The sequence below is a fragment of the Rhizobium sp. O111 genome (assembly GCF_055616315.1).
The window spans coordinates 2441154-2459892 of the sequence record NZ_JBSHXL010000001.1 but is presented as its reverse complement, the minus strand read 5'-3'; the positions used below and the strand labels follow the sequence as shown (position 1 = coordinate 2459892).

The following is an 18739-nucleotide window of genomic DNA, read 5'->3' as shown; positions in this document are numbered from 1 at the left end:
TGTCATGGAACCCATCGAGTCCCGCAGGTGTTTCCCTGCCAAAGGAGACTTTGCATGGAAAAAAAGACTGGCGTGAAAAAGAAGTCGAACCCCCCCATCGTCGAGGTCGCCGTCACATCCGAGGAAGGGCGCGTGGCCGTGGGTATCATGAACGCGGAGCAGGCGCTTGAGCTTGCAGACAGCGTCGATGTCGAGGTGTCGCATCCCGATCACGAAGCGGGAGAGACCGACGTGTTTATCGCGGCGGACGAACTTCGCGAGCACCCGGCGGTGGCCGCGTCGTCGGCTGCGTCGATGAAGACCAGCGAGGCCGCCAGCGGCAAAAAAGGCAAGGTAGAAGGTCTTGAGACGGAGGCCGCGTTGCGGGAGCACTTGTCTGCTCTTGAGGCCGACGCGCCCGCCGAGGAGGGCCAGCAAGGGCCGCCGGCCGATTATGTCTTCGAAGACGATCACGTGGCCGATGAAGACATGCTCGACGAGGAAGGATCGCTGCGGCGGCTTCAGGAAGAGGTCGACAATCTGCGCGCCCGGCTTCATGTCATAAGGGAGCAGGCGGGGACGGTTGTCAGCGCCAATGCCAAATGGGCGGATGCCAGCGCTCACGAGCAGCTAGGGTCTTATCCGTGGGCGAAGCTTGCCGGTGCCATGGCCGTCACCTTCGTCGCGACCAAATTGCTTCGGCGGTTGCCGCTCGGCGCTGTCGCGAGTGCCGCCCTGCCTTTGGCGGCAGCCGAGATGCGGCGGCGCTACGATCGATAACGCCGCTGTTTTGTGGTCCTGACCGATTTGCCGATCAGGGGCGAAGCAGCGGGACGTGCGGAGCCGCTGTCTCCGGCATATGGCCGGAGAGGCGCGGATCGTCGATCACCTCCACCAGGAAGGCATAGGGTTTGAAGCCGGCCTTCTGGTAGAAGAAGATGGCCGACGGATGATCGAAGTGGCAGGTGTGCAGCCAGAAGCGGTTGATCGGCCGCGCCCATGCGCGGGCAACCGCCTGGGTGATCAGCAGCTTGCCGGCGCCCTGGCCGATTGCATCGGGAACGAGGCCGCAGAACACCAGCTCGCATTCGCCCGCCTCTCGGAAATCGAGCTCGAGCAGGCCGATCCGGCGGCCTTCTTCCGACAGGATCGTATAAATCTCGACATCGGGATGATGGATGATCGCTGCGAGCTTTTCGTCACTGATGATCAGCCGCGACAGCCAGAGCCAATTCTCGCCGACTTCGCGAAACAGCTGGCGATAGTCGTCGAGCGAAGGTGCTTGCCAGCGCTCGAAACGCAGGGCGCCCGGGGCCGGCACGCTGACGTCGGGCTTCTCGCGCATTTCCAGGCAGGTCACGACATTGGCGAGCTTGCCACGCGGCAGTTCGGAATAGCCCATCGGCAGAGGCGGATTGGTCTTCATTCAAGGCGTCCTTGCTCTTCGTCGTCGGGGCCTGCAAGTGCTGGCGAAACCAACCGATCTCGCATTGTCGCCCAGCCCTTGGCAACAGTATTTTCAACGACCACTTCCCTTCCTTAGGCTTTCGGCCTTACACTCCCTTTCATCTCCCGCTGGATGAATGCTCATGCTGTGCAACAGGACAGTATCGCTCACATCATTCGTCATCGCCGCCGCGGTCGCGGGCCATGCGCCGACGCTGTTGGCGCAGGAGAAAGCGGCCAGGCGCACACCGCCGGGCGCCATGATCTCCGTCCGTGACGTCATCAAGCCCAACCCGCACGACGGCGCGCTTGCGGCCCCCGTCTTGTCGAATACCTGGTGGATCCGGGTGGGGGCGGGGCAACAGCGTGTGGTGCAGCCGGGGGGCGCTGATGGCGCGGGCATTCGGGACGCCGATCCTGCCGGTAAGCCGCAGTGATATCGACGCTGCCTTCCCCGTAAAAATCCACCTGGGTGGCGCGCCGAGCCTGTTGTGCCGGCGTAACGTCGCGTTGTTTACCGTTGCGTACTTACGCCGACGGGACACTGCCTCTAGTCTTTCTCGATTACCCTTGCGGGGAGGCCTTCACGACGATGAACAGGCAGGGAGGGACAGGCGGAACGACCAGCGACGCGGCGCGGCGCGGCCTCGCGCGGCTTATGCTGAAGCTGCCCGCATTGCGCACGAGCCTACAGGCCGCCGCATCGCGATCGCCTGATCTCTATGAGCTCTTCGAGGCCTATGAGATCGCCGCGGTCGCGCTCGAGACTTTTCGCAGGGCAGGTGACCAAGTGCGGACCAGCGAATATGAAGGGCTCTGTTCCGGCATCGAGGATGATGTAACCCAGCACATCCTACGCACGAATTCACATATCCGAAATTGAAGCGTACCTGTCACGAAATGTATCATTTATTTGGCTTGTTAGCGTTTCGTATTGCAACTTAATGTTAAGTGCGCGATAGTTTTCCTGTTCTGCTTTAGTGGTCAGTGCGTATCGGGGGGCAGCCCATGAGTGCTGAAGTACACGGTGAGAGGGCATGCGAGGTCAGCCTTGAAGAGGCCGAGGCGGAGCTGGAGCGGCTCCTTGCGGATGGCCGCTTCCGGGTGTCGGACCGGCAGCGCGACATATTGCGCTACCTCGCCGAGCGCCGGTTTGCAGGATGCACCGAGGGTGTGAAAGCCTATTCGATCGCGCTCGACGTGCTTGGGCGCTCCAGCAACTTCGATGCCTCCATCGACCCGATCGTCAGGATCGAGATCAGCCGTCTCAGAGCCGCGCTCGATGGTTATTATGCTGCCTTCGGCGCTGAACTGGGCGTCTCTGTCCATATTCCGAAAGGCAGCTATGTCGCGCTGTTTCCGCAGGCTGTCGTGGACGGTCGTGCGCAGACAGCGCCAACCCAACTTGCCCATCATGCATACACAGCGCTGGCCGATAGCGGGCCGGATGACGCCGCGGTGTCATTGCCAAGTTCTCCAATGTCGCGACGCTGGATGCCGGCCGCGCTTTGCGTCGGGCTGCTGGCGCTTGCGGGCATCGTGGGCTGGAAGGCGATCGATCGTCCCGTGGTTACGCTGAAGCCCGCCGTCACCATCCTGATGAGCGCGGCTTCGCCTGACATGGCGGGCGAGGCGAGTGTGGCCCGCGACACGCTACTGACCGCGCTCTCCGCCTTCGACACGATCGTGGTGACGAGGCCGGGGTCGCCGACCCAGCCGGCGCGGCGAGGCTACGAGGTCGATCTCAAATACTACGCCGACAGTGACGATCGCTCCGTCTGGTGGCAGGTCGTCGATACCGCGAGCGGCACATTGCTCAAATCGGGGCTGGAGCGGGTTGAGACCGAAGGCAAGGAGCCGGCGACGATAAGGCTCGAGATCGCCGGCGCGGTGTCGCGGCAGATCGCGTCGTCGCGTGGCGTGATCAACGCGCTCGAAGCGAGGGAGGCTCCGGCGGAGGCTCTAGGCAATGCCTGCGTTGCCAGGGCAGAATTCATGCTCGACGGCAGTGACAGCGGCGGCGGTGCGGACGGGCTTCGCGGATGCCTGGAGCGGACGCTGGCGGCTGATCCCGAGGATCCCGACACCAGCGCAATGCTGGCGCGGCTTTATGCCCGCGATACCGCAACCATTCCACAAGCCCTTGAGATGGCGAAATCTGCGGTTTCCACCGCGCCACTTTCCGATCGCGCGCAGGGGGCGCTGATGGCGGCGCGTTTCGCCAGCGGAAGGCTGGATGCGGCGATCGATGCCGGAAACAGGGCGATGGCGCTCAATCCCAACAATTCGGCGAATGCCGCGTCGCTCAGCCTCGTGCTCTTTGCCACCGGCTATTTCAAGGCGGCGAACGACCTTGCGCGGGAGGCTGTCGCGATGGAAGAGACGCCGCCGCGCGACGCCTCGCTGGTGCTGGCACTTGATGCCTACAGGAACGCGCGGTGGTCGGAGGCGTCGCTTGCCGCCGAGCAGGCCGTCGGCAACGACATGCTGACGCGGGCCATTCGCGTGGCCGCGCTTGGCGAGCTCGGCGCGGATAGCGCGGCGCAGCGTCTGGGGGAGGCGGCAACTGATCGGGCGGCATTCGTTGCGGCATTCCGTCAGGCGGCGAAAATGGCGCAGCTTCGGGCCGATCTCGTCACAAGCCTGGAGACGGGGCTTGGGAAGGCGGGCGCGAGCTTCGAGGCCGTCGCGAGCATTTCGGGGCAGTGATTTACGGGCACATTTACCGTTGCGTACTTGTGACGGCGAATGGGGGGATTGAAGGTTCCAAGGTGGCGTAAAAAGCCTGCCGCGGGACGAATGAGGGGAAGAGCATGAAACTGAGATTTCCGACCGGAGCGCTTCTTGCCGGCGCATCGATGCTTGCCTGCGCGCACATGGCCACCGCCGCCGAACGCGGCGCCGGCTTCTATCTGCTCGGCGGCAAGGGTCCTGCCGCGGGTATTCTCCCGCCACCCGGCGTCTACCTTCAAAACGACATCTGGCTCTACAAGGGCGATCTCGGCGGCGGCACGCAGCTTCCGACCGGCGGCCGGGTCGCCGTCGGCGTCGAGGGCAAGGCGGCGCTCGTGGCGCCGACCGTCATGTGGGTCATTCCCGAGGAAGTGATGGGCGGGCGGCTTGGGCTTGGGGCGACCATCCCTGTCGGCTGGCAAGAGACGATCGCCGATCTGACGCTCTCAGGTCCTCGTGGTGGTGTGCTCTCCGGCGCCACCAAGGATACGATCTTTACCGTTGGCGACCCGCTCGTCAGCGGCACGCTCGGCTGGGATGCCGGCAACTTCCACTGGACCACGGGCGTTCTCGTCAACATCCCGATCGGGGACTATCAGGATGGCGAGATCTCCAACATCGCGTTTCACCGCTGGGGCGCTGACGTCAGCGCCGCCGGAACATGGCTCGATCCGGAGATCGGCCTCGATCTCTCGGCGGCGATCGGCGTGACCTTCAACGGCGAGAACCCCGATACGAATTATCGCACCGGCACCGAGTTCCACTTCGAATGGGCGGCCGTGCAGCATTTCAACGAGCAGTTCGACGCCGGTCTGGTGGGCTACTATTACGACCAGCTGACAGGGGATAGCGGCGAGGGCGCATTCGGTCCGTTCAAGGGACGCGTAGCGGCAATCGGTGCGACGATCGGCTGGAACTTCAAGGCCGGCGAGCTGCCGATCTCGGCGCGGATCAAATATTACCACGAGTTCGCCGCCGAGAACCGGGCGGAGGGAGACTCGGTGTTTCTGACGATCTCGATGCCGCTGTCGATCACCAAGCCGGTGGCGGTGCAGTAGACCGCGCGACACTATCTGGATCACTGGTCGAAGGCGAAGACCTTCTTCCAGTCGTTCTTCATGTCGACGACGAGCCAGTTGCGGCGTTCGGCCTCGTCCAGCGCCTTGTCGAGCTTGCCGAAGGCGGATTGGCGGTCATAGGCATATTCGCGCGCGCCATCGGTGTGGTGCACGATAAGCGCGAAGCCGGGCTTCCTGGCCGTGACCCAACGCAGCATCTCATAATCGCCATCGGAATTGCCGGCCACGAAGATCGGCTTGCGGCCGATGAACTTGTTGATGCCGGTGGGCTTGCCGGGGCCATCATCGATGAAATCGATCTTCGGCAGGCGCTTCAGTACCGGCACATCGTCAACGATCGCATATTGGGTGGCGATGGTGCTGCCGACGACCTGTTGCGGTGGGATTCCATAGAGCTTTTCCGTCACCGGCCGCATGAATTCGACGCCGCCGCCGGAGACGATATAGGTGGTGAAGCCGTTGGCGCGCAGATAGTCCAGCAGTTCGCGCATCGGCACAAAGGTCATCTCGGTGTAGGGCCGGCCGGATTTCGGGTGTTTCGCGGTCGCGAACCAATCGGTCACGATCTTTTCGAACTCATCCGTCGTCATGCCGGCATGCGTTGCCATGCCGAGCTCGACCATCCCCATTTCTCCGCCCCGGGCGATGCCCTTCAAGTCGCCATTCAGGATGCTGGCGAAGGGCTCCTTGGTCTTCCATTCGGGATGTTCGGGCGCCAGCGTCTTCACCCGGTCGAGCATGAAGCCGAGCTGGATATAGAAGGGCTGTTCGGTCCACAGCGTGCCGTCATTGTCGAAGACGGCGATGCGATCATCGCGAGCAACGAAGCCGTCGCTGCCCTCGGTCGTCGTGGCTTTGACGAAATCGATGATCCGTTGCCGGGCAGGGGTGTCGTTCCACGAGGCTAATGGTTCCTGCGCAAGCGCCACCGCCGGTGCGGCAAGCAGGGTCACGGCGAGCAGGCAGGCGCGGGCGGCGGCCAGGAAAGTTCGCATTGCGGTCATCGTGCTTCTCCCTTGCGCGCAACCCGCTTGATGCAGCGGAAGCCGACGTGGCTGGTCGATGTATCCTCCGGTTCGGCGTGCCGCGCGGCGGGGCGGTAACGGCGGCAGTAATTCGGCGCGCAGAGATGCGAGCCGCCCTTCAGCACGCGACGCGGAATGGGGATATCGGGCAGGCGCGGATCGTAGCTCGCCTCCGCTTCACCCCCGCGCGGATTGCTAGGGATGCAGCAGGAATGTTTCGCGGGCTCCGGATGGCGCGTTGTCCAGTAGTCCGATGTCCACTCCCAGACATTGCCGATCATGTCGTACAGGCCGTAACCATTGGGCGGGAAGGAGCGAACCGCCGATGTCCGCTCCTCGCCCTTGGCCTTGGTGGTTTGCGTCGGGAATATGCCCTGCCAGGTGTTCGCCATCGCCTTGCCATCGGGCGAGAGCTCGTCGCCCCAGGCATATTCGCTCTCCGATCCGCCGCGCGCGGCGAACTCCCATTCCGCTTCCGTGGCAAGCTCGAGGCCCGCCCAGTCGGCATAGGCCTTCGCATCCGACCAGGCCACGTGGACGACCGGGTGGTCCAGCCTGCCTCGCAGGTCGCTGATACCGCCGAGCGGGCGACGCCAGTTGGCGCCGAACTTGAAGCTCCACCATTGCGAGATGTCGGTACCGTTGACCGTCTTCGGCTGCGTGAAGAGCAGGGAGCCGGCCCGCAGCATGTGGGGCAGCGCGCCCGGATAATCGCGCGCATCCGGCGCCTTCTCCGCCATGGTCACATGGCCGGTCGCCTTCACGAACTCCATGAACTTGCGATTGGTGACGGGCGTTTCATCGATCCAGAACCCATCCACCGTCACCGGATGCGCCGGCGCTTCCTCGGGATAATGGTGGTCTGATCCCATAGTGAAGGTGCCGCCCTCGATCCAGCGCATTCCTTCCGGTGCTGCTTCCGAAGTTTCGATCTTCTCGAACGCAAGCGCCATCGCTGTCTCCCGATTGTGAGGGCCCAGCATCGCGCAGGCGCGCGCGCGAGGTAAGTACGCAACGGTAAATGCCGGCCGCGTTTACGGTACGGGGCCGTAAATGCGCGATAGACGAAATGTACCGGGCGCGATCGTGCCGCGCCCGGCAATTCGGCTTTCCGCTATTTCGCGCCTGGACCCTGGTCGATCGAGTTCATCAGCGCCGAAATCATCTGGTCGACGCTGAAGCTCGCGGGCCGCTGGCTCGGTGGATATTCGCGGAACGTCTGCAGGAAGGGCGCGACCTTGTAGACGCCGTACTGCACGAGATAGGCGTTCTTCATCACCCAGTCGTAATATTGATCCGACACGACATCCGCGCGCTCGTAGGGGTCCATTCTGAGGTTGAACACCTTCGGCACGCGCAGGCAGGTGAACGGATTGGCCCATACCACGAAGCCACCCGGCTGCCGCTGTTCGCAGAAGACGATCTTCCAGTTGTCGTAGCGATAGGCGACGAGTTCGCCGTCGTCGTTGAAGTAGAAGAACTCGTCACGCGCGGACTTGGGTTGCTCGCCCTTGAGATAGGGAAGCTGGTTGAAGCCGTCGAGGTGAACCTTGAACTGGTTGCCGCTGATCGAGGTGCCTTTCGCAAGCTTCTCCTTGATGTCGCCATCGCCGGCAGCGGCGAGCAGGGTCGGGAACCAATCGAGGCCCGACATCATCTCGTTCGACACTTCGCCGGCCTTGATCTTGCCCGGCCAGCGGATCATCGCTGGAACACGGAAGGCGCCTTCCCAGTTCGTGTCCTTTTCGCTGCGGAAGGCTGTGGTTGCCGCATCCGGCCAGGAGAACTGGTTGGGGCCGTTATCGGTGGTGTAGACGACGATCGTGTTGTCGGCGACCTTCAGGTCGTCGAGCGCCTGCAGCAGTTTGCCCACGTCGCCGTCATGCTCGACCATGCCATCGGCATATTCGTTGCCCGGCATGCCGCTCTGGCCCTTCATCGAGTCTCTGACATGCGTGAAGACATGCATGCGGGTCGTGTTCATCCAGGTGAAGAAAGGCTTGCCGGCCTTGACCTGCCGGTCCATGAAATCGATCGCCGCCGAGGTGGTCTCGTCGTCGATGGTTTCCATGCGCTTGGTGGTGAGCGCACCCGTATCCTCGATCTTGCCGTCCGCCGACGCCTTCAGGACGCCGCGCGGCGCATTGGATCGCACGAATTCCTCGTCGCCCTTCGGATAGTAGGGTCGCTCGGGCTCTTCCTCGGCATTCAGGTGATAGAGGTTGCCGTAGAACTCGTCGAAGCCGTGTTTCGTCGGCAGGAACTCGTCGCGGTCGCCGAGATGGTTCTTGCCGAACTGGCCGGTCGCGTAGCCGAGCGGCTTGAGGGCCTGGGCGATGGTGATGTCACGCGGCTGCAGGCCGACCGTCGCGCCGGGGATGCCGACCTTGCAAAGGCCGGTGCGCAGGCAGACCTGCCCGGTAATGAAGGTCGAACGGCCCGCGGTGCAGCTGTTCTCGGCGTAATAGTCCGTGAACATCATGCCTTCCTTGGCGATGCGGTCGATGTTCGGCGTCTTGTAGCCCACGAGCCCGAAGGAATAGGCGCTGATATTGGTCTGGCCGATGTCGTCGCCGAAGATGACGAGAATGTTGGGCTTGGATGTGTCCTGGGTAGCCGCGGCATCGGCGGCGGGCGCAGGGGCTGCCGACGCTGCCTGCTGGGCTCTGGCCGGAGACAGGAACGTGGTCGACGTCAGCGCCATCGCGACCGCGACCGTTGCCGAAAACAGCTTCTTGGGGAGTGAGTTCGTCATGACGCGCTCCTCACCGATGGATCGTTCAACATTGCGGGCTCCCTTGTGCCGGGCGGCCGGTGCCGCCGGATCTCGATCGTCGTCAGCCGACGCGAGGGGAGCCTTTCGCTTTATGCGCGCGGGTGGAAGTACGTAACGGTAAATGATGGTGTAACCGGTGCGTAAACGGGGCGGCTGGGTGTGGGGTGTGTACTTGCCGGCATCGATCTCGAGGTCCGCGACCGCTGGTTCGCCTATATCCGCATCTACGGTCCGGACAAGCCGGCCTTTGACGGTAGCTGGAAGCCGGGGGATTTCGAAGAGGTGAAATAGGGGCGGCGTCGCGAGCGCCAACCGCTATTTTACGACCGGAACCGGGATCGTCGATTTGGCCAGCACTTCCTGCTTTGGGGTGATCGCTATCATCCTGATGTGGCCGTTTACCAAGCTGAGCATTGATGCTTTTGAATGAGGCGTGGCTCTGATCCTACGGCGGTCGGAAGCTAAGCTGACGTTCAAGTTCATTGGAGGGTTCATGAAAGCGACGCTTTCACCATTTGCGATTCCCTTGGTCGCGACGGTAGTTTGGGCTGTAGGTATTCTTTGGCTGATTTGGCCTAGCGAGCATTTGGCGTCAAACGACTGGGCTGACGTATTTTCCGGCGTACTCGCTCCCGTGTCGATTTTCTGGGTAATCTATGCGGTACACCTACAGTCCAAAGACCTAGCCCTCAATAGAGAGGCGCTTTTTGCGCAGGCCCAGGAAGCTAAAGCTTTGGCATTGGAGGCTAGAGCTCAAGCGGAGTTCACCAATAAGCAAACGGATGTTTTTCAAGCGGAACTGGCGCTGAGCCTGCATCGGGAATTTGTGTCTCTTATGCCTGAACGATTAGAGGTTTGGAAACGGTTTGAGGACCCAAGCACTCGAGTTGGATCGGACGATGGCCAGTTTTGGCAGATCGTCGGTTTTTTTCAGCGAATGGACTATCTCGTCCACCACGGTCACTTGGATCCGATGAGGGCGGGGGAGTTGGTGGCGTCTAATGCTTGGTGGTGGCATCACCACTTCTTCACACACAACCGTTGCGCACTATGCGCTCCAACTGATTTGAAAGGCGCAATAGGTCTGTGGGACAAGATTCACGCTGCGTATAAACTCAAGGATCAGACGCAGATCAACGAATGGGCAGTTGCCGCACTTTCCTATGGAAATCCACGCATTTCTGCTGGCGAATAAAAATGGCGCACCCGACAGGATTCGAACCTGTGACCTTTGGAATCGGAATCCAACACTCTATCCAGCTGAGCTACGGGTGCATGCCTGAGGCGGTTTGAATCGCCTGTCCGATGGGTGGTTCTTAGCCTAGCTTTTGGCCGGCTTCAATCACCAAAATGAAAAGTCCGCCGTTCTGTCGATCGGCGGACCTTCCTTGTCGTGGTTTGCCTGATCACACCTGCATGGCGCCGGGGCCGGGGATGGCCTTTGGGGGGACCTTGCCGAGGATGATCATGCCGAGCACTTCGTCCTTGGTCACGTCCTCGGTGCGGGCGTGGCCCACCACCTGGCCGTTCTTCATGACGGAGACGCGGTCGGCGAGGTCGAAGACGTCGTGGATGTCGTGGCTGATGAGGAAGATGCCGATGCCTTCCTTCTTCAACTGCTTGATCAGCTCGCCCACCTGCGCGGTCTCCTGCGGCCCGAGGGCTGCCGTCGGCTCGTCCATGATCAGGATGCGGGCGTTGAAGAGGATAGCGCGGGCGATCGCCACCGATTGCCGCTGGCCGCCCGAGAGCGCCTTCACCGGCTCCTTGAAGCGGCGGAAGTTGGGGTTGAGGCGGCCCATCACCTCGCGGGTCGAGGCCTCCATGGCGACGTCGTCAAGCGTGCCCCACTTGGTGCGGATCTCGCGGCCGAGATAGAGGTTGGCGGCGGCATCGACGTTGTCGGCGACGGCGAGCGTCTGGTAGATCGTCTCGATGCCGTATTTTTTGGCGTCGCGCGGGTTCTTGATATCGGCGGGTTCGCCGTCGATCATGATTTCGCCGCTGTCGCGCTTGTAGGCACCCGAGAGGATCTTGATGAGCGTCGACTTGCCGGCGCCGTTGTGGCCGAGAAGGGCGACGACTTCGCCGGGGTAGAGATCGACCGAGGCATTGTCCACGGCGTGGATGCCGCCAAACGAGATCGAGATGTTCTTCAGTTCCACGAGAGGAGTGTTCGGGCTTGGGGAAGTGCGTTGATCAGTCATATCCAGGCTCCTCTTACTTCGACCGCGAGCGATAGACGGTGTCGAGCCAGACGGCAACGACGAGAACCGCGCCCACGACGACGTTCTGTATGGGGGTATCGACGTTTGCGAGACCCATGCCCGACTGCAGCGACTGCATGACGAGCGCGCCGAGCATGGCGCCGGCGATCGTGCCGGTGCCGCCGGCAAGCGACGTGCCGCCGATGACGGCCGCCGCGATGGTGTACAGCTCGTAGGTCGTTCCTTGAGAGTTGGCGGCGGCGTTGAGGCGGGCGGTGGAGATCGCCGCGGCAACGGCTGCCAGGAAGCCCATCAGCGCGAAGATGCGCACCGTGACCCAGCGGGTCTTGATGCCGGCGAGCTCGGCTGCCTCAGGATTGCCGCCGATCGCGAAGACATAGCGGCCGAAGCGCAGGCGGGTGGCGATGAAGGTCATGACGATGCCGACGAGAACGGCGATCAGGACCGGCACGGCGATGCCGTAGGAGATGAAGAGCCCCGTTTCCGGCCATGCGATGGCGTTGGCTTCGGCGTATTTCTTGGCGATCGCCACCGGCCAGTAATAGATCGTCGAGACCCAGATGGCGCCGAGCACCAGCGCGCAGCCGAGAACAACTAGGAAATACTCGGCCCAGAGCGGCCGGCGCGGGAAGTTGAAGCGCTTGCGCTGGTGGCGCGAGCTGATGATGCCGACGATGATCAGCACGCAGGCGATCAGCCCGATGATCCAGCTCCATGTGGCGCCGACGGAGCCTTCCGCACCGCCGCCCATGATGCGGAAGGTGGTGTCGAGGGGGGCGACCGTCTGGCCTGAGGTGACGTACCAGGCAAGGCCGCGCCAGGCGAGGAAGCCGCCGAGCGTGACGATGAAGGAGGGCACACCCAGGAAGGCGATGATGACGCCCTGGAAGAGGCCGATCAGCGTGCCGGCGATCAGGCCGCAGATGAGTGTGATCAGCCAGGTCCAGGAATTGTCGAAGCCGAGATATTGCGGCAGGAACTTCGCCTGGACGACGCCCATGATCATGGCGACGAGGCCGAGCATCGAGCCGATCGACAGGTCGATGTTGCGGGTGACGATGACGAGCACCATGCCGGTCGCGAGAACCGCGATCTCGGTGGTCTGGACCGAGAGGTTCCAGAGGTTGCGCGGCGTCAGAAACAGCCCGCCGGTGTAGAGATGAAAGCCGATCCAGATGACCAGAAGTGCCGCGACCATGCCGAGCAGGCGCGTGTCGATCTCGGTTGCGCGCAGGAAGCGCGTGAAAGGGTTACCCTCCGCCGAGCGCGGATGGCTCGATGAGGATTGCGTGATGTTTGCCATGGGTTTGCCGTTTCCCCCATTGTTTGGGCTCTGGCGCGGGCGCCCGAAAGCCCTTGCCGAGGTGCCCTGTTCTTCAAATCGACCACCGAGAGACTTCCGAAGCGGCCGCGTGGGGCGCGGCATCGTTGCGGCAGGGAATCAAAGCGTTCGCGGTGCGTTGCGAGGCGGGGAGCGCTTCATTGGGGCTCCATCCGCATCCGGCGCCGCGGCGAGATCGCCACGGCGCCGGTGTGTTGGCTCAGCTGGCGAGGATTAGTCGCAAGCCTTGACGCTGCCGGCCTTTACGCCCTGGCAAGCTTCAGCCTTGGTGATCCAGCCTGCGTCGATGACGACGTTCAGGTTGTCCTTGGTGATCGCCTGCGGCTTCAGGAAGATGGACTGCATCTTCACCTTCTTCGGACCGCCTTCGAAGGCGGTGACGCCGTCGATCTTGTCCATGGTCTTGCCGCCGGCGAGGTCGAGCGCGATTTCAGCGGCGCGCTTGCCGAGTTCGCGGCTGTCCTTCCAGACGGAGACCGTCTGGGTGCCGAGCGCGATGCGGTTCAGAGCTGCCTTGTCGGCGTCCTGGCCGGAAACCGGCACGGTGCCTGCCATGCCCTGTGCGTCGAGAGCAGCAACCGCGCCGCCGGCCGTGCCGTCGTTGGAAGCAACAACAGCGTCGACCTTGTTGTTGTTGGCGGTCAGGAACTGTTCCATGTTGCGCTGGGCGTTCTGCGGCAGCCAGCCGTCGGTGTAGGCTTCGCCGACGTTCTTGATCTTGCCCGCGTCAACGGCAGCCTTCAGGACTTCCATCTGGCCGGCGAACAGGAAGTCCGCGTTCGGGTCGGAAGAGGAGCCCTTGATGAAGACGTAGTTGCCTTCCGGCTTGACCTTGAACACGCCTTCAGCCTGCAGGCGGCCGACTTCCTTGTTGTCGAAGGTGATGTAGAATGCGGCCGGGTTTTCGATCAGGCGGTCGTAGCCGACAACAGGAATGCCTTCAGCGGCAGCCTTTTCGATGGCCGGGCCGATTGCGTCCGAGTCCTGCGCGAGAACGATGAGGGCGTTGGCGCCCTGCGAGATCAGCGATTCAACGTCGGTCAACTGCTTTGCAGCGGACGACTGGGCATCAGCGGAGATGTACTTGGCGCCCTTGGCTTCAAGCGCCTTCTTGATGGCGGCTTCGTCGGTCTTCCAACGCTCTTCCTGGAAGTTGGACCACGAGACGCCGACCACGAGGTCGGCTGCCATAGCGGCGGTATGCACCGATACGAGGATGGCAGCACCTGCCATCAGCTTCAAAACATGCTTCATAATATCCTCCCGAATAGAATGCGGCCAGCCCCAGCCAGTGGTTCCTCCGGCCGCCGCGATGTGCTGTCGGGAAAGGTTTTCATTATTTTCTCGACAGTCGAGAAATTAAGTGTCAGAGAATTTTTCAACTGTCAACACCGCACTACCTGTGAATGATCTCTCACGTGGAGGTTGTTGGAGATGCGGTGTGAACGAGGGGTGGAATGCACGCGGGAATAGGGCGGCCTTCATGCTGACCAGATCGAGCACGGAACTGGTGCGCCAGCGCAACAGCGTGCTGGTGCTTGCCGCGCTGAGGCGTCATGGCGCGCTGTCCCATACCGAAATAGCTGATTTCACCGGACTTTCCTCGGCCACGATTTCGGCGATCACCGCCGATCTCGAGAAGGGCGAGGTGATCGAAAAGTCCGAGCAGCAGGCGGCAAGCGGCCGGGGGCGGCCGCGCGTGCAGTTTCGTCAGAGGCGCGATAGCGGCTATCTGATCGTCGTCATCATTTCGTCGGATGGCGTGCAATATTCGCTGGTGGATTATGCCGGCACGCTGATCGACCGGTTCGGTGAGGACCGCTCGCATGATCCCGATGGTGCGGCTCGATTCGCGGATGCTGTTGGTGAGGGGCTGGAGCGGTTGCTTGAGCGTTCGCGGCTATCGCGGGACAAGATCAAGCTGATCTCGATCAGCAGCAAGGGGCTGGTGAGCTCGGATGATGCCGTGCTCCTGTGGTCGCCGATCTTCGGCAGCGATCGGATCGATTTCGAGGCGGCGCTGAGGCCTGCCTGGCAGGCGAAGATCATCCTCGACAACGAGACGTTGCTGGTTGCCGCAGCGCTTGGCGCGCGCGAGGATGCGGGCAATCCCGAGGGCTTGCGGTCGCTGGCGGCGCTGTCGCTGGGTCACAGCATCGGGCTCGGGATCGTCCGCAATGCCGGGCCGGCGGAGCGGGAGATCTCGGCGCCCAATTTTGGGCACATGCTGCATGTGGCCAATGGGGGGCTTTGTCGGTGCGGGAGCAGGGGGTGCATCGAGGCCTATGCCGGGTTCTACGCGATCCTGCGCATGGCCTTCGAAGTGCCTGACGATACGATCCCGGCGAAGTTCGTGCCCGTCGGCGAACTGGACAAGATCGCGTCGCGGGCGCGGCAGGGGCACCGGATGTCGGCCTTTGCCTTCCGGCAGGCGGGGCTGGCGCTCGGAAACGGGCTGTCGCGGCTGCTCAGCCTCACCGAGCGGATGCCGGTCGCGATCACCGGGCCCGGCACGCGCTACTACGATCTGCTGCGGCCGGGGATAGAGGAGGGGCTTGCCCAGTCGCACATGGTCAGGATGCAGGGCATGCCCGAACTGCGGGTGGTGTTCGACGAGCCGCTGTTGGTGTTCGAGGGGCATCTCAACCGGGCGCTATCCGTCATTGACGGCGATATCGTCCAGGGTGGGCTCGGCTAAGCCGTCGACGCCCGGCGCCGAGTGAGCGTCCTGCCGATCTTCTGTCCCTGCATTTCGATGAACCTGTGCCCGACCGCAGACAGCGCATAGACGATCGGGATGGTGATCGTAATCGAGAGCAGAAAGCGCTGGAAGTTGCTGATATCGTGCCCATGCGCCTTGATGAGGTAGGCAATGACGGGCTGCATGACCAGCAGGTGGATCAGATAGGCTCCGAAGGAGAGTTCGCCGAGCTCGTGGCAGAACCTGTTGCCCATGAAATCGGAAATCCGGTTCAGCGGGTTTGCCAGCGGGCGGGGCAGATGCGCGTGGAAGATCAGCGCGAAGAAGGCGACGACAAGTCCGAGGCGTACGACTTCGCGAAGCACCGTCATGCCGCCGCCGATCGGGATCGCCACGAAGGCCAGCGCCAGGAGGAAATGAGCGAAGGCTCTTCCGCTTCCGGCATTGAGCGCGCCGGCAAGCAGCATGCCTGATGCGAAGACGTGCATCTTCAGCGGCAGGAAGGCCGGCATCGGAAAATTGATGCCGGTGAGGCGGAGCGCCATGGAGATCGCGACGCCGGCGACAACCACGCCGATACTCCCGCGCAGCCATCCGAGCCTGTGGATGAAGAGCATCACGAAGGGCAGGGCCGCGTAGAACTGCATTTCGAGGCTGATGCTCCAATCCGGCAGCGGTGTGCGGAAGGCGTGTGCCGGCGACAGGCCGAAGAGGAAGCTCACATGTAGCAGCAGATTCTCGAGGCTGCCGTCGAGATAGCGTTCGGGCAGCTGCGGCGTCACGCCAAGGAAGTGGTCGATCACCATGCGGCTGTTGAAGATGACTGGGCCAAGCGCGATGGCGATCGCCAGCATCACGTAATAGAGCGGGGCGATGCGGAAGAAGCGGCGGTTCCAGAAATTCGACCATGTCGAGATCTCCGACCACGGCTCCTTTTCCTGGCGCAGCTGATAGTGAAACACCATCAGGAAGCCCGAGAGCATGATGAAGAGATCGACGCCGAGATCGGGGTCGCCGATCAGCGGCAGATGCCATCCGGTGAGCAGCATTGCGTGCCCGATCAGCACCCATAGAGCCGCAATGCCACGCAAGCCATCGAGGCTGCCAATTCGCCCGGAAGAGCCCGAAATTTCCGCCATCTATTGGTCACCCGGTTCGTCGGAGGTGGCATGAATGGCCCGAAAACTGAAGGAAACCAATGCTAATTTAGATATTTAGCGCAATGTAACATGCGCCGGACGTGCGAAAAATTTGCTAATATGCAAAGGCGGGCAATGCACTTGCGAGGGCCGAGCCAAGGTGCGTTTTGTGATCGGACCGGGCGAATGTTACAGGCGGCGTCAGAGGGTAGGGCGGTGACGGCGACTGCGCCGGAGGCAAAAACGAGAAATGGCCGGGTCGGGCCCCGGCCATCTCCTATGTGGCTTTCGGTCGGGAGAAAACCGTCAGCCGATTTTGATCAGCTTGCCTTCCTTGACCGACTGGACGGCCGCGTCGGCGAGCACGAGGGCCGCAAGGCCATCGGCGCCCGAGGGGGAGATCTTGGCGCCCTTTTCGATGGCGGCGATGAAGCTTGCGATCTCGTTGGCATAGGCTTCGGTGTAGCGGGTCATGAAGAAATCGTGCAGCGGCGGGCGGGTATAGCCTTCGCCATTGGCGACTTCGATCGAGACGGCGCGCTGGTTTTCGGCCGAGACCATGCCCTTGGAGCCGTGCACCTCGATGCGCTGGTCGTAGCCGTAGGTGGCGCGGCGCGAGTTTGAGATGATCGCCTGCTTGCCCGACTTGGTCTGCAGGATGACCGAGACGCTGTCGTAGTCGCCGGCCTCACCGATCGCCTTGTCGACGAGGACGGCGGCGGTTGCGGTGACGGCGACCGGCTCTTCGCCGAGCAGGAAACGGGCCATGTCGAAATCGTGGATCGTCATGTCGCGGAAGATGCCGCCGGAACGCTTGATATAGTCGACGGGCGGGGCGCCCGGATCGCGCGAGGTGATCGTCACCATCTCGACGTCGCCGATGCGGCCGTCGTCGATCGCGCTGCGCACGGCCATGAAGTGCGGGTCGAAGCGGCGGTTGAAGCCAACCATCAGCTTGCCCTTGGTCTCGTCCACGACCTTGATGCAGGCCTTGACGCGCTCGACGGAGAGATCGACAGGCTTCTCGCAGAAGATCGCCTTGCCCGCGCGGGCGAAGCGCTCGATCAGGTCGGCGTGGGTGTCGGTCGGCGTGCAGATGACGACGGCGTCGATATCGCTCGCGGCTTCTATCGCCTCGATGGTGCGGACTTCGCAGCCGTAAGCGGATGCGATGGCGTTGGCGGCCTCGGGAAAGGCGTCGGCAACCGCAACGAGCCTTGCATTGGCATCGCCGCTGACTGCCTTGGCGTGAACCTTGCCGATACGACCGGCGCCGAGAAGACCAAATCTGACTGTCATATAAACCTCCCTTGAATTCGGCCTCCCTCTCGCGGAATGGATGGGCCGAATTTATCTCTTTGTGGAATTTTCATTCCATTTTATCCGCGCGTCGTCAAGGCCGTGGGCCTTTCACATTTTAAGAAACCATCTTAAAGACGTGTAACAGTTTTACATATGGGAATGAGATGCAGCTGATCGATCCAAACCATCCGGCCTATCGCGCGCTGTGGGTGCGCGTTCTCATCGTCGCGGTCTGCTTCGGCTGGACCGGGATCGAGGCCTTATGGGGCGATCCCTTCTGGGCGGTACTGGCGGCCGGCGCCGGGGCCTATGCCGCCTACGTGCTCCTCTGGTCCTACAAGCCGGCAGAACCTGCCGAGGAAAAAGTGGCTGTCGAGGACAAGGCTGCTGACGCTGCCGAAACGCAGGACGCTCCCAAGAACGACGCGTAATCAGCGCCTGGCGCTTCTCGTCTTGCGGCGGATCGCTTCGTCGATCAATTGATTGGCGATCGTCATGCGCTTTGTGGCGTTGTCGCGAAACAGCGGGTGAACGCGATCGGGATGATTGGCCTTGGCGAAGCCGCGTCGCTTGTCGCTAAGGCCCTGGATGGTGTCGTTCGCCGAGATCGCCAGTTCGGCGGCGATCTCAGGCAGCGCCGTGCGGGCGAGGTGCTCCGGCATCGCCGGTTCGGGTTCGATCTCGGGGAGTGGCTCGGCCACCGGTTCGGGCGAGGGCGCGGGCGGCGGAGCAGCGTCGGTCGCCTCTCGCGGCGTTTCGAATTCCAGATTGTCGAAATAGGCCTGGCCGGGCCGCGCCGAAGGTGCGGAGACGCCCTCCATCACGTCGAAGGCTAGGCCCGTCGTAAAGCCCGGCATGCGGTGCGAGACGGGAGCGGCCTCTTCAATAGCTTCGCCGTCCTCTTCCTTCAGGCGATCGAGCACCGACTGGAACAGCGATTGTCCGAATAGCATGGAGCCTCCCTTGCGCGAATGCGCATAGAACGCGAC

19 protein-coding genes and 1 tRNA gene are annotated in these 18739 nt (G+C 62.5%); 9 read left to right on the top strand and 11 right to left on the bottom strand.

All coding sequences use genetic code 11. The features are described from left to right. The first annotated feature begins 54 nt into the window (after positions 1-54). On the top strand, positions 55-759 hold the full coding sequence (locus ACVTFQ_RS12515) for a hypothetical protein (protein ID WP_313760978.1): 705 nt from the start codon (positions 55-57) through the stop codon (positions 757-759). 34 nt (positions 760-793) lie between these two features. On the opposite strand, the gene ACVTFQ_RS12510 is transcribed toward ACVTFQ_RS12515, so the two are convergent. Next, entirely contained in the window at positions 794-1405 is a 612-nt protein-coding gene (locus tag ACVTFQ_RS12510; protein WP_111562997.1) for a GNAT family N-acetyltransferase, read from the bottom strand. Between the two features lie 163 nt (positions 1406-1568). On the opposite strand from ACVTFQ_RS12510, the gene ACVTFQ_RS12505 reads away from it, so the two are divergent. From ACVTFQ_RS12505 to ACVTFQ_RS12490, 4 genes are all read left to right on the top strand, one after another. Continuing rightward, on the top strand, positions 1569-1862 hold the full coding sequence (locus ACVTFQ_RS12505) for a hypothetical protein (protein ID WP_111562996.1): 294 nt from the start codon (positions 1569-1571) through the stop codon (positions 1860-1862). A 155-nt stretch (positions 1863-2017) separates the two neighbouring features. Then, entirely contained in the window at positions 2018-2308 is a 291-nt protein-coding gene (locus ACVTFQ_RS12500) for a hypothetical protein (RefSeq protein ID WP_111562995.1), read from the top strand. Positions 2309-2433: 125 nt separating this feature from the next. After that, on the top strand, positions 2434-4134 hold the full coding sequence (locus ACVTFQ_RS12495) for a tetratricopeptide repeat protein (RefSeq protein WP_111562994.1): 1701 nt from the start codon (positions 2434-2436) through the stop codon (positions 4132-4134). A gap of 104 nt (positions 4135-4238) precedes the next feature. Beyond that, positions 4239-5216, top strand: coding sequence for a SphA family protein (locus ACVTFQ_RS12490; RefSeq protein ID WP_111562993.1), 978 nt, complete (start codon positions 4239-4241; stop codon positions 5214-5216). A 20-nt stretch (positions 5217-5236) separates the two neighbouring features. On the opposite strand, the gene ACVTFQ_RS12485 is transcribed toward ACVTFQ_RS12490, so the two are convergent. The 3 genes from ACVTFQ_RS12485 to ACVTFQ_RS12475 form a co-directional block, all read right to left on the bottom strand. Further along, a complete protein-coding gene (locus ACVTFQ_RS12485) occupies positions 5237-6241 on the bottom strand; it encodes an HAD family hydrolase (RefSeq protein ID WP_181459273.1) in 1005 nt (334 codons plus the stop codon). Beyond that, positions 6238-7215: a formylglycine-generating enzyme family protein gene (locus tag ACVTFQ_RS12480; protein WP_111562992.1), complete on the bottom strand. Its 978-nt coding sequence runs from the start codon at positions 7213-7215 to the stop codon at positions 6238-6240. The genes ACVTFQ_RS12485 and ACVTFQ_RS12480 overlap by 4 nt, the downstream gene beginning before the upstream one ends. A gap of 161 nt (positions 7216-7376) precedes the next feature. After that, a complete protein-coding gene (locus ACVTFQ_RS12475; RefSeq protein WP_112437458.1) occupies positions 7377-9017 on the bottom strand; it encodes an arylsulfatase in 1641 nt (546 codons plus the stop codon). Positions 9018-9197: 180 nt separating this feature from the next. Here ACVTFQ_RS12475 and ACVTFQ_RS12470 point away from each other — a divergent pair, with 180 nt between their 5' ends. Then, positions 9198-9329: a hypothetical protein gene (locus tag ACVTFQ_RS12470; protein WP_313760254.1), complete on the top strand. Its 132-nt coding sequence runs from the start codon at positions 9198-9200 to the stop codon at positions 9327-9329. Between the two features lie 202 nt (positions 9330-9531). Further along, entirely contained in the window at positions 9532-10233 is a 702-nt protein-coding gene (locus ACVTFQ_RS12465; protein ID WP_146618496.1) for a hypothetical protein, read from the top strand. A 3-nt stretch (positions 10234-10236) separates the two neighbouring features. Here ACVTFQ_RS12465 and ACVTFQ_RS12460 read toward each other — a convergent pair. The 4 genes from ACVTFQ_RS12460 to xylF all read right to left on the bottom strand — a co-directional run bounded on the left by ACVTFQ_RS12460 (position 10237) and on the right by xylF (position 13862). Then, positions 10237-10313 (bottom strand) — tRNA-Arg (locus ACVTFQ_RS12460). A gap of 131 nt (positions 10314-10444) precedes the next feature. Continuing rightward, a complete protein-coding gene (locus ACVTFQ_RS12455; protein WP_026282772.1) occupies positions 10445-11245 on the bottom strand; it encodes an ATP-binding cassette domain-containing protein in 801 nt (266 codons plus the stop codon). A gap of 13 nt (positions 11246-11258) precedes the next feature. Then, positions 11259-12569 (bottom strand): sugar ABC transporter permease, encoded by a 1311-nt coding sequence (locus tag ACVTFQ_RS12450; protein ID WP_018897225.1) that lies wholly within the window; start codon positions 12567-12569, stop codon positions 11259-11261. A 252-nt stretch (positions 12570-12821) separates the two neighbouring features. Continuing rightward, the gene (gene xylF, locus ACVTFQ_RS12445) at positions 12822-13862 is read right to left on the bottom strand and encodes a D-xylose ABC transporter substrate-binding protein (protein ID WP_018897226.1); all 1041 of its coding nucleotides are present in this window, start codon (positions 13860-13862) and stop codon (positions 12822-12824) included. A gap of 229 nt (positions 13863-14091) precedes the next feature. Here xylF and ACVTFQ_RS12440 point away from each other — a divergent pair, with 229 nt between their 5' ends. Continuing rightward, positions 14092-15306, top strand: coding sequence for an ROK family transcriptional regulator (locus ACVTFQ_RS12440; RefSeq protein ID WP_111562989.1), 1215 nt, complete (start codon positions 14092-14094; stop codon positions 15304-15306). Here ACVTFQ_RS12440 and ACVTFQ_RS12435 read toward each other — a convergent pair. Next, the gene (locus tag ACVTFQ_RS12435) at positions 15303-16448 is read right to left on the bottom strand and encodes an acyltransferase family protein (protein ID WP_112437459.1); all 1146 of its coding nucleotides are present in this window, start codon (positions 16446-16448) and stop codon (positions 15303-15305) included. The genes ACVTFQ_RS12440 and ACVTFQ_RS12435 overlap by 4 nt on opposite strands. 306 nt (positions 16449-16754) lie before the next feature. Further along, complete coding sequence (gene iolG, locus ACVTFQ_RS12430) at positions 16755-17747, bottom strand: inositol 2-dehydrogenase (RefSeq protein ID WP_111562987.1); 993 nt, start codon at positions 17745-17747, stop codon at positions 16755-16757. A gap of 167 nt (positions 17748-17914) precedes the next feature. On the opposite strand from iolG, the gene ACVTFQ_RS12425 reads away from it, so the two are divergent. Further along, entirely contained in the window at positions 17915-18181 is a 267-nt protein-coding gene (locus ACVTFQ_RS12425; RefSeq protein ID WP_111562986.1) for a hypothetical protein, read from the top strand. On the opposite strand, the gene ACVTFQ_RS12420 is transcribed toward ACVTFQ_RS12425, so the two are convergent. Continuing rightward, complete coding sequence (locus tag ACVTFQ_RS12420) at positions 18182-18703, bottom strand: hypothetical protein (RefSeq protein ID WP_111563019.1); 522 nt, start codon at positions 18701-18703, stop codon at positions 18182-18184. Between the last annotated feature and the right edge of the window lie 36 nt (positions 18704-18739).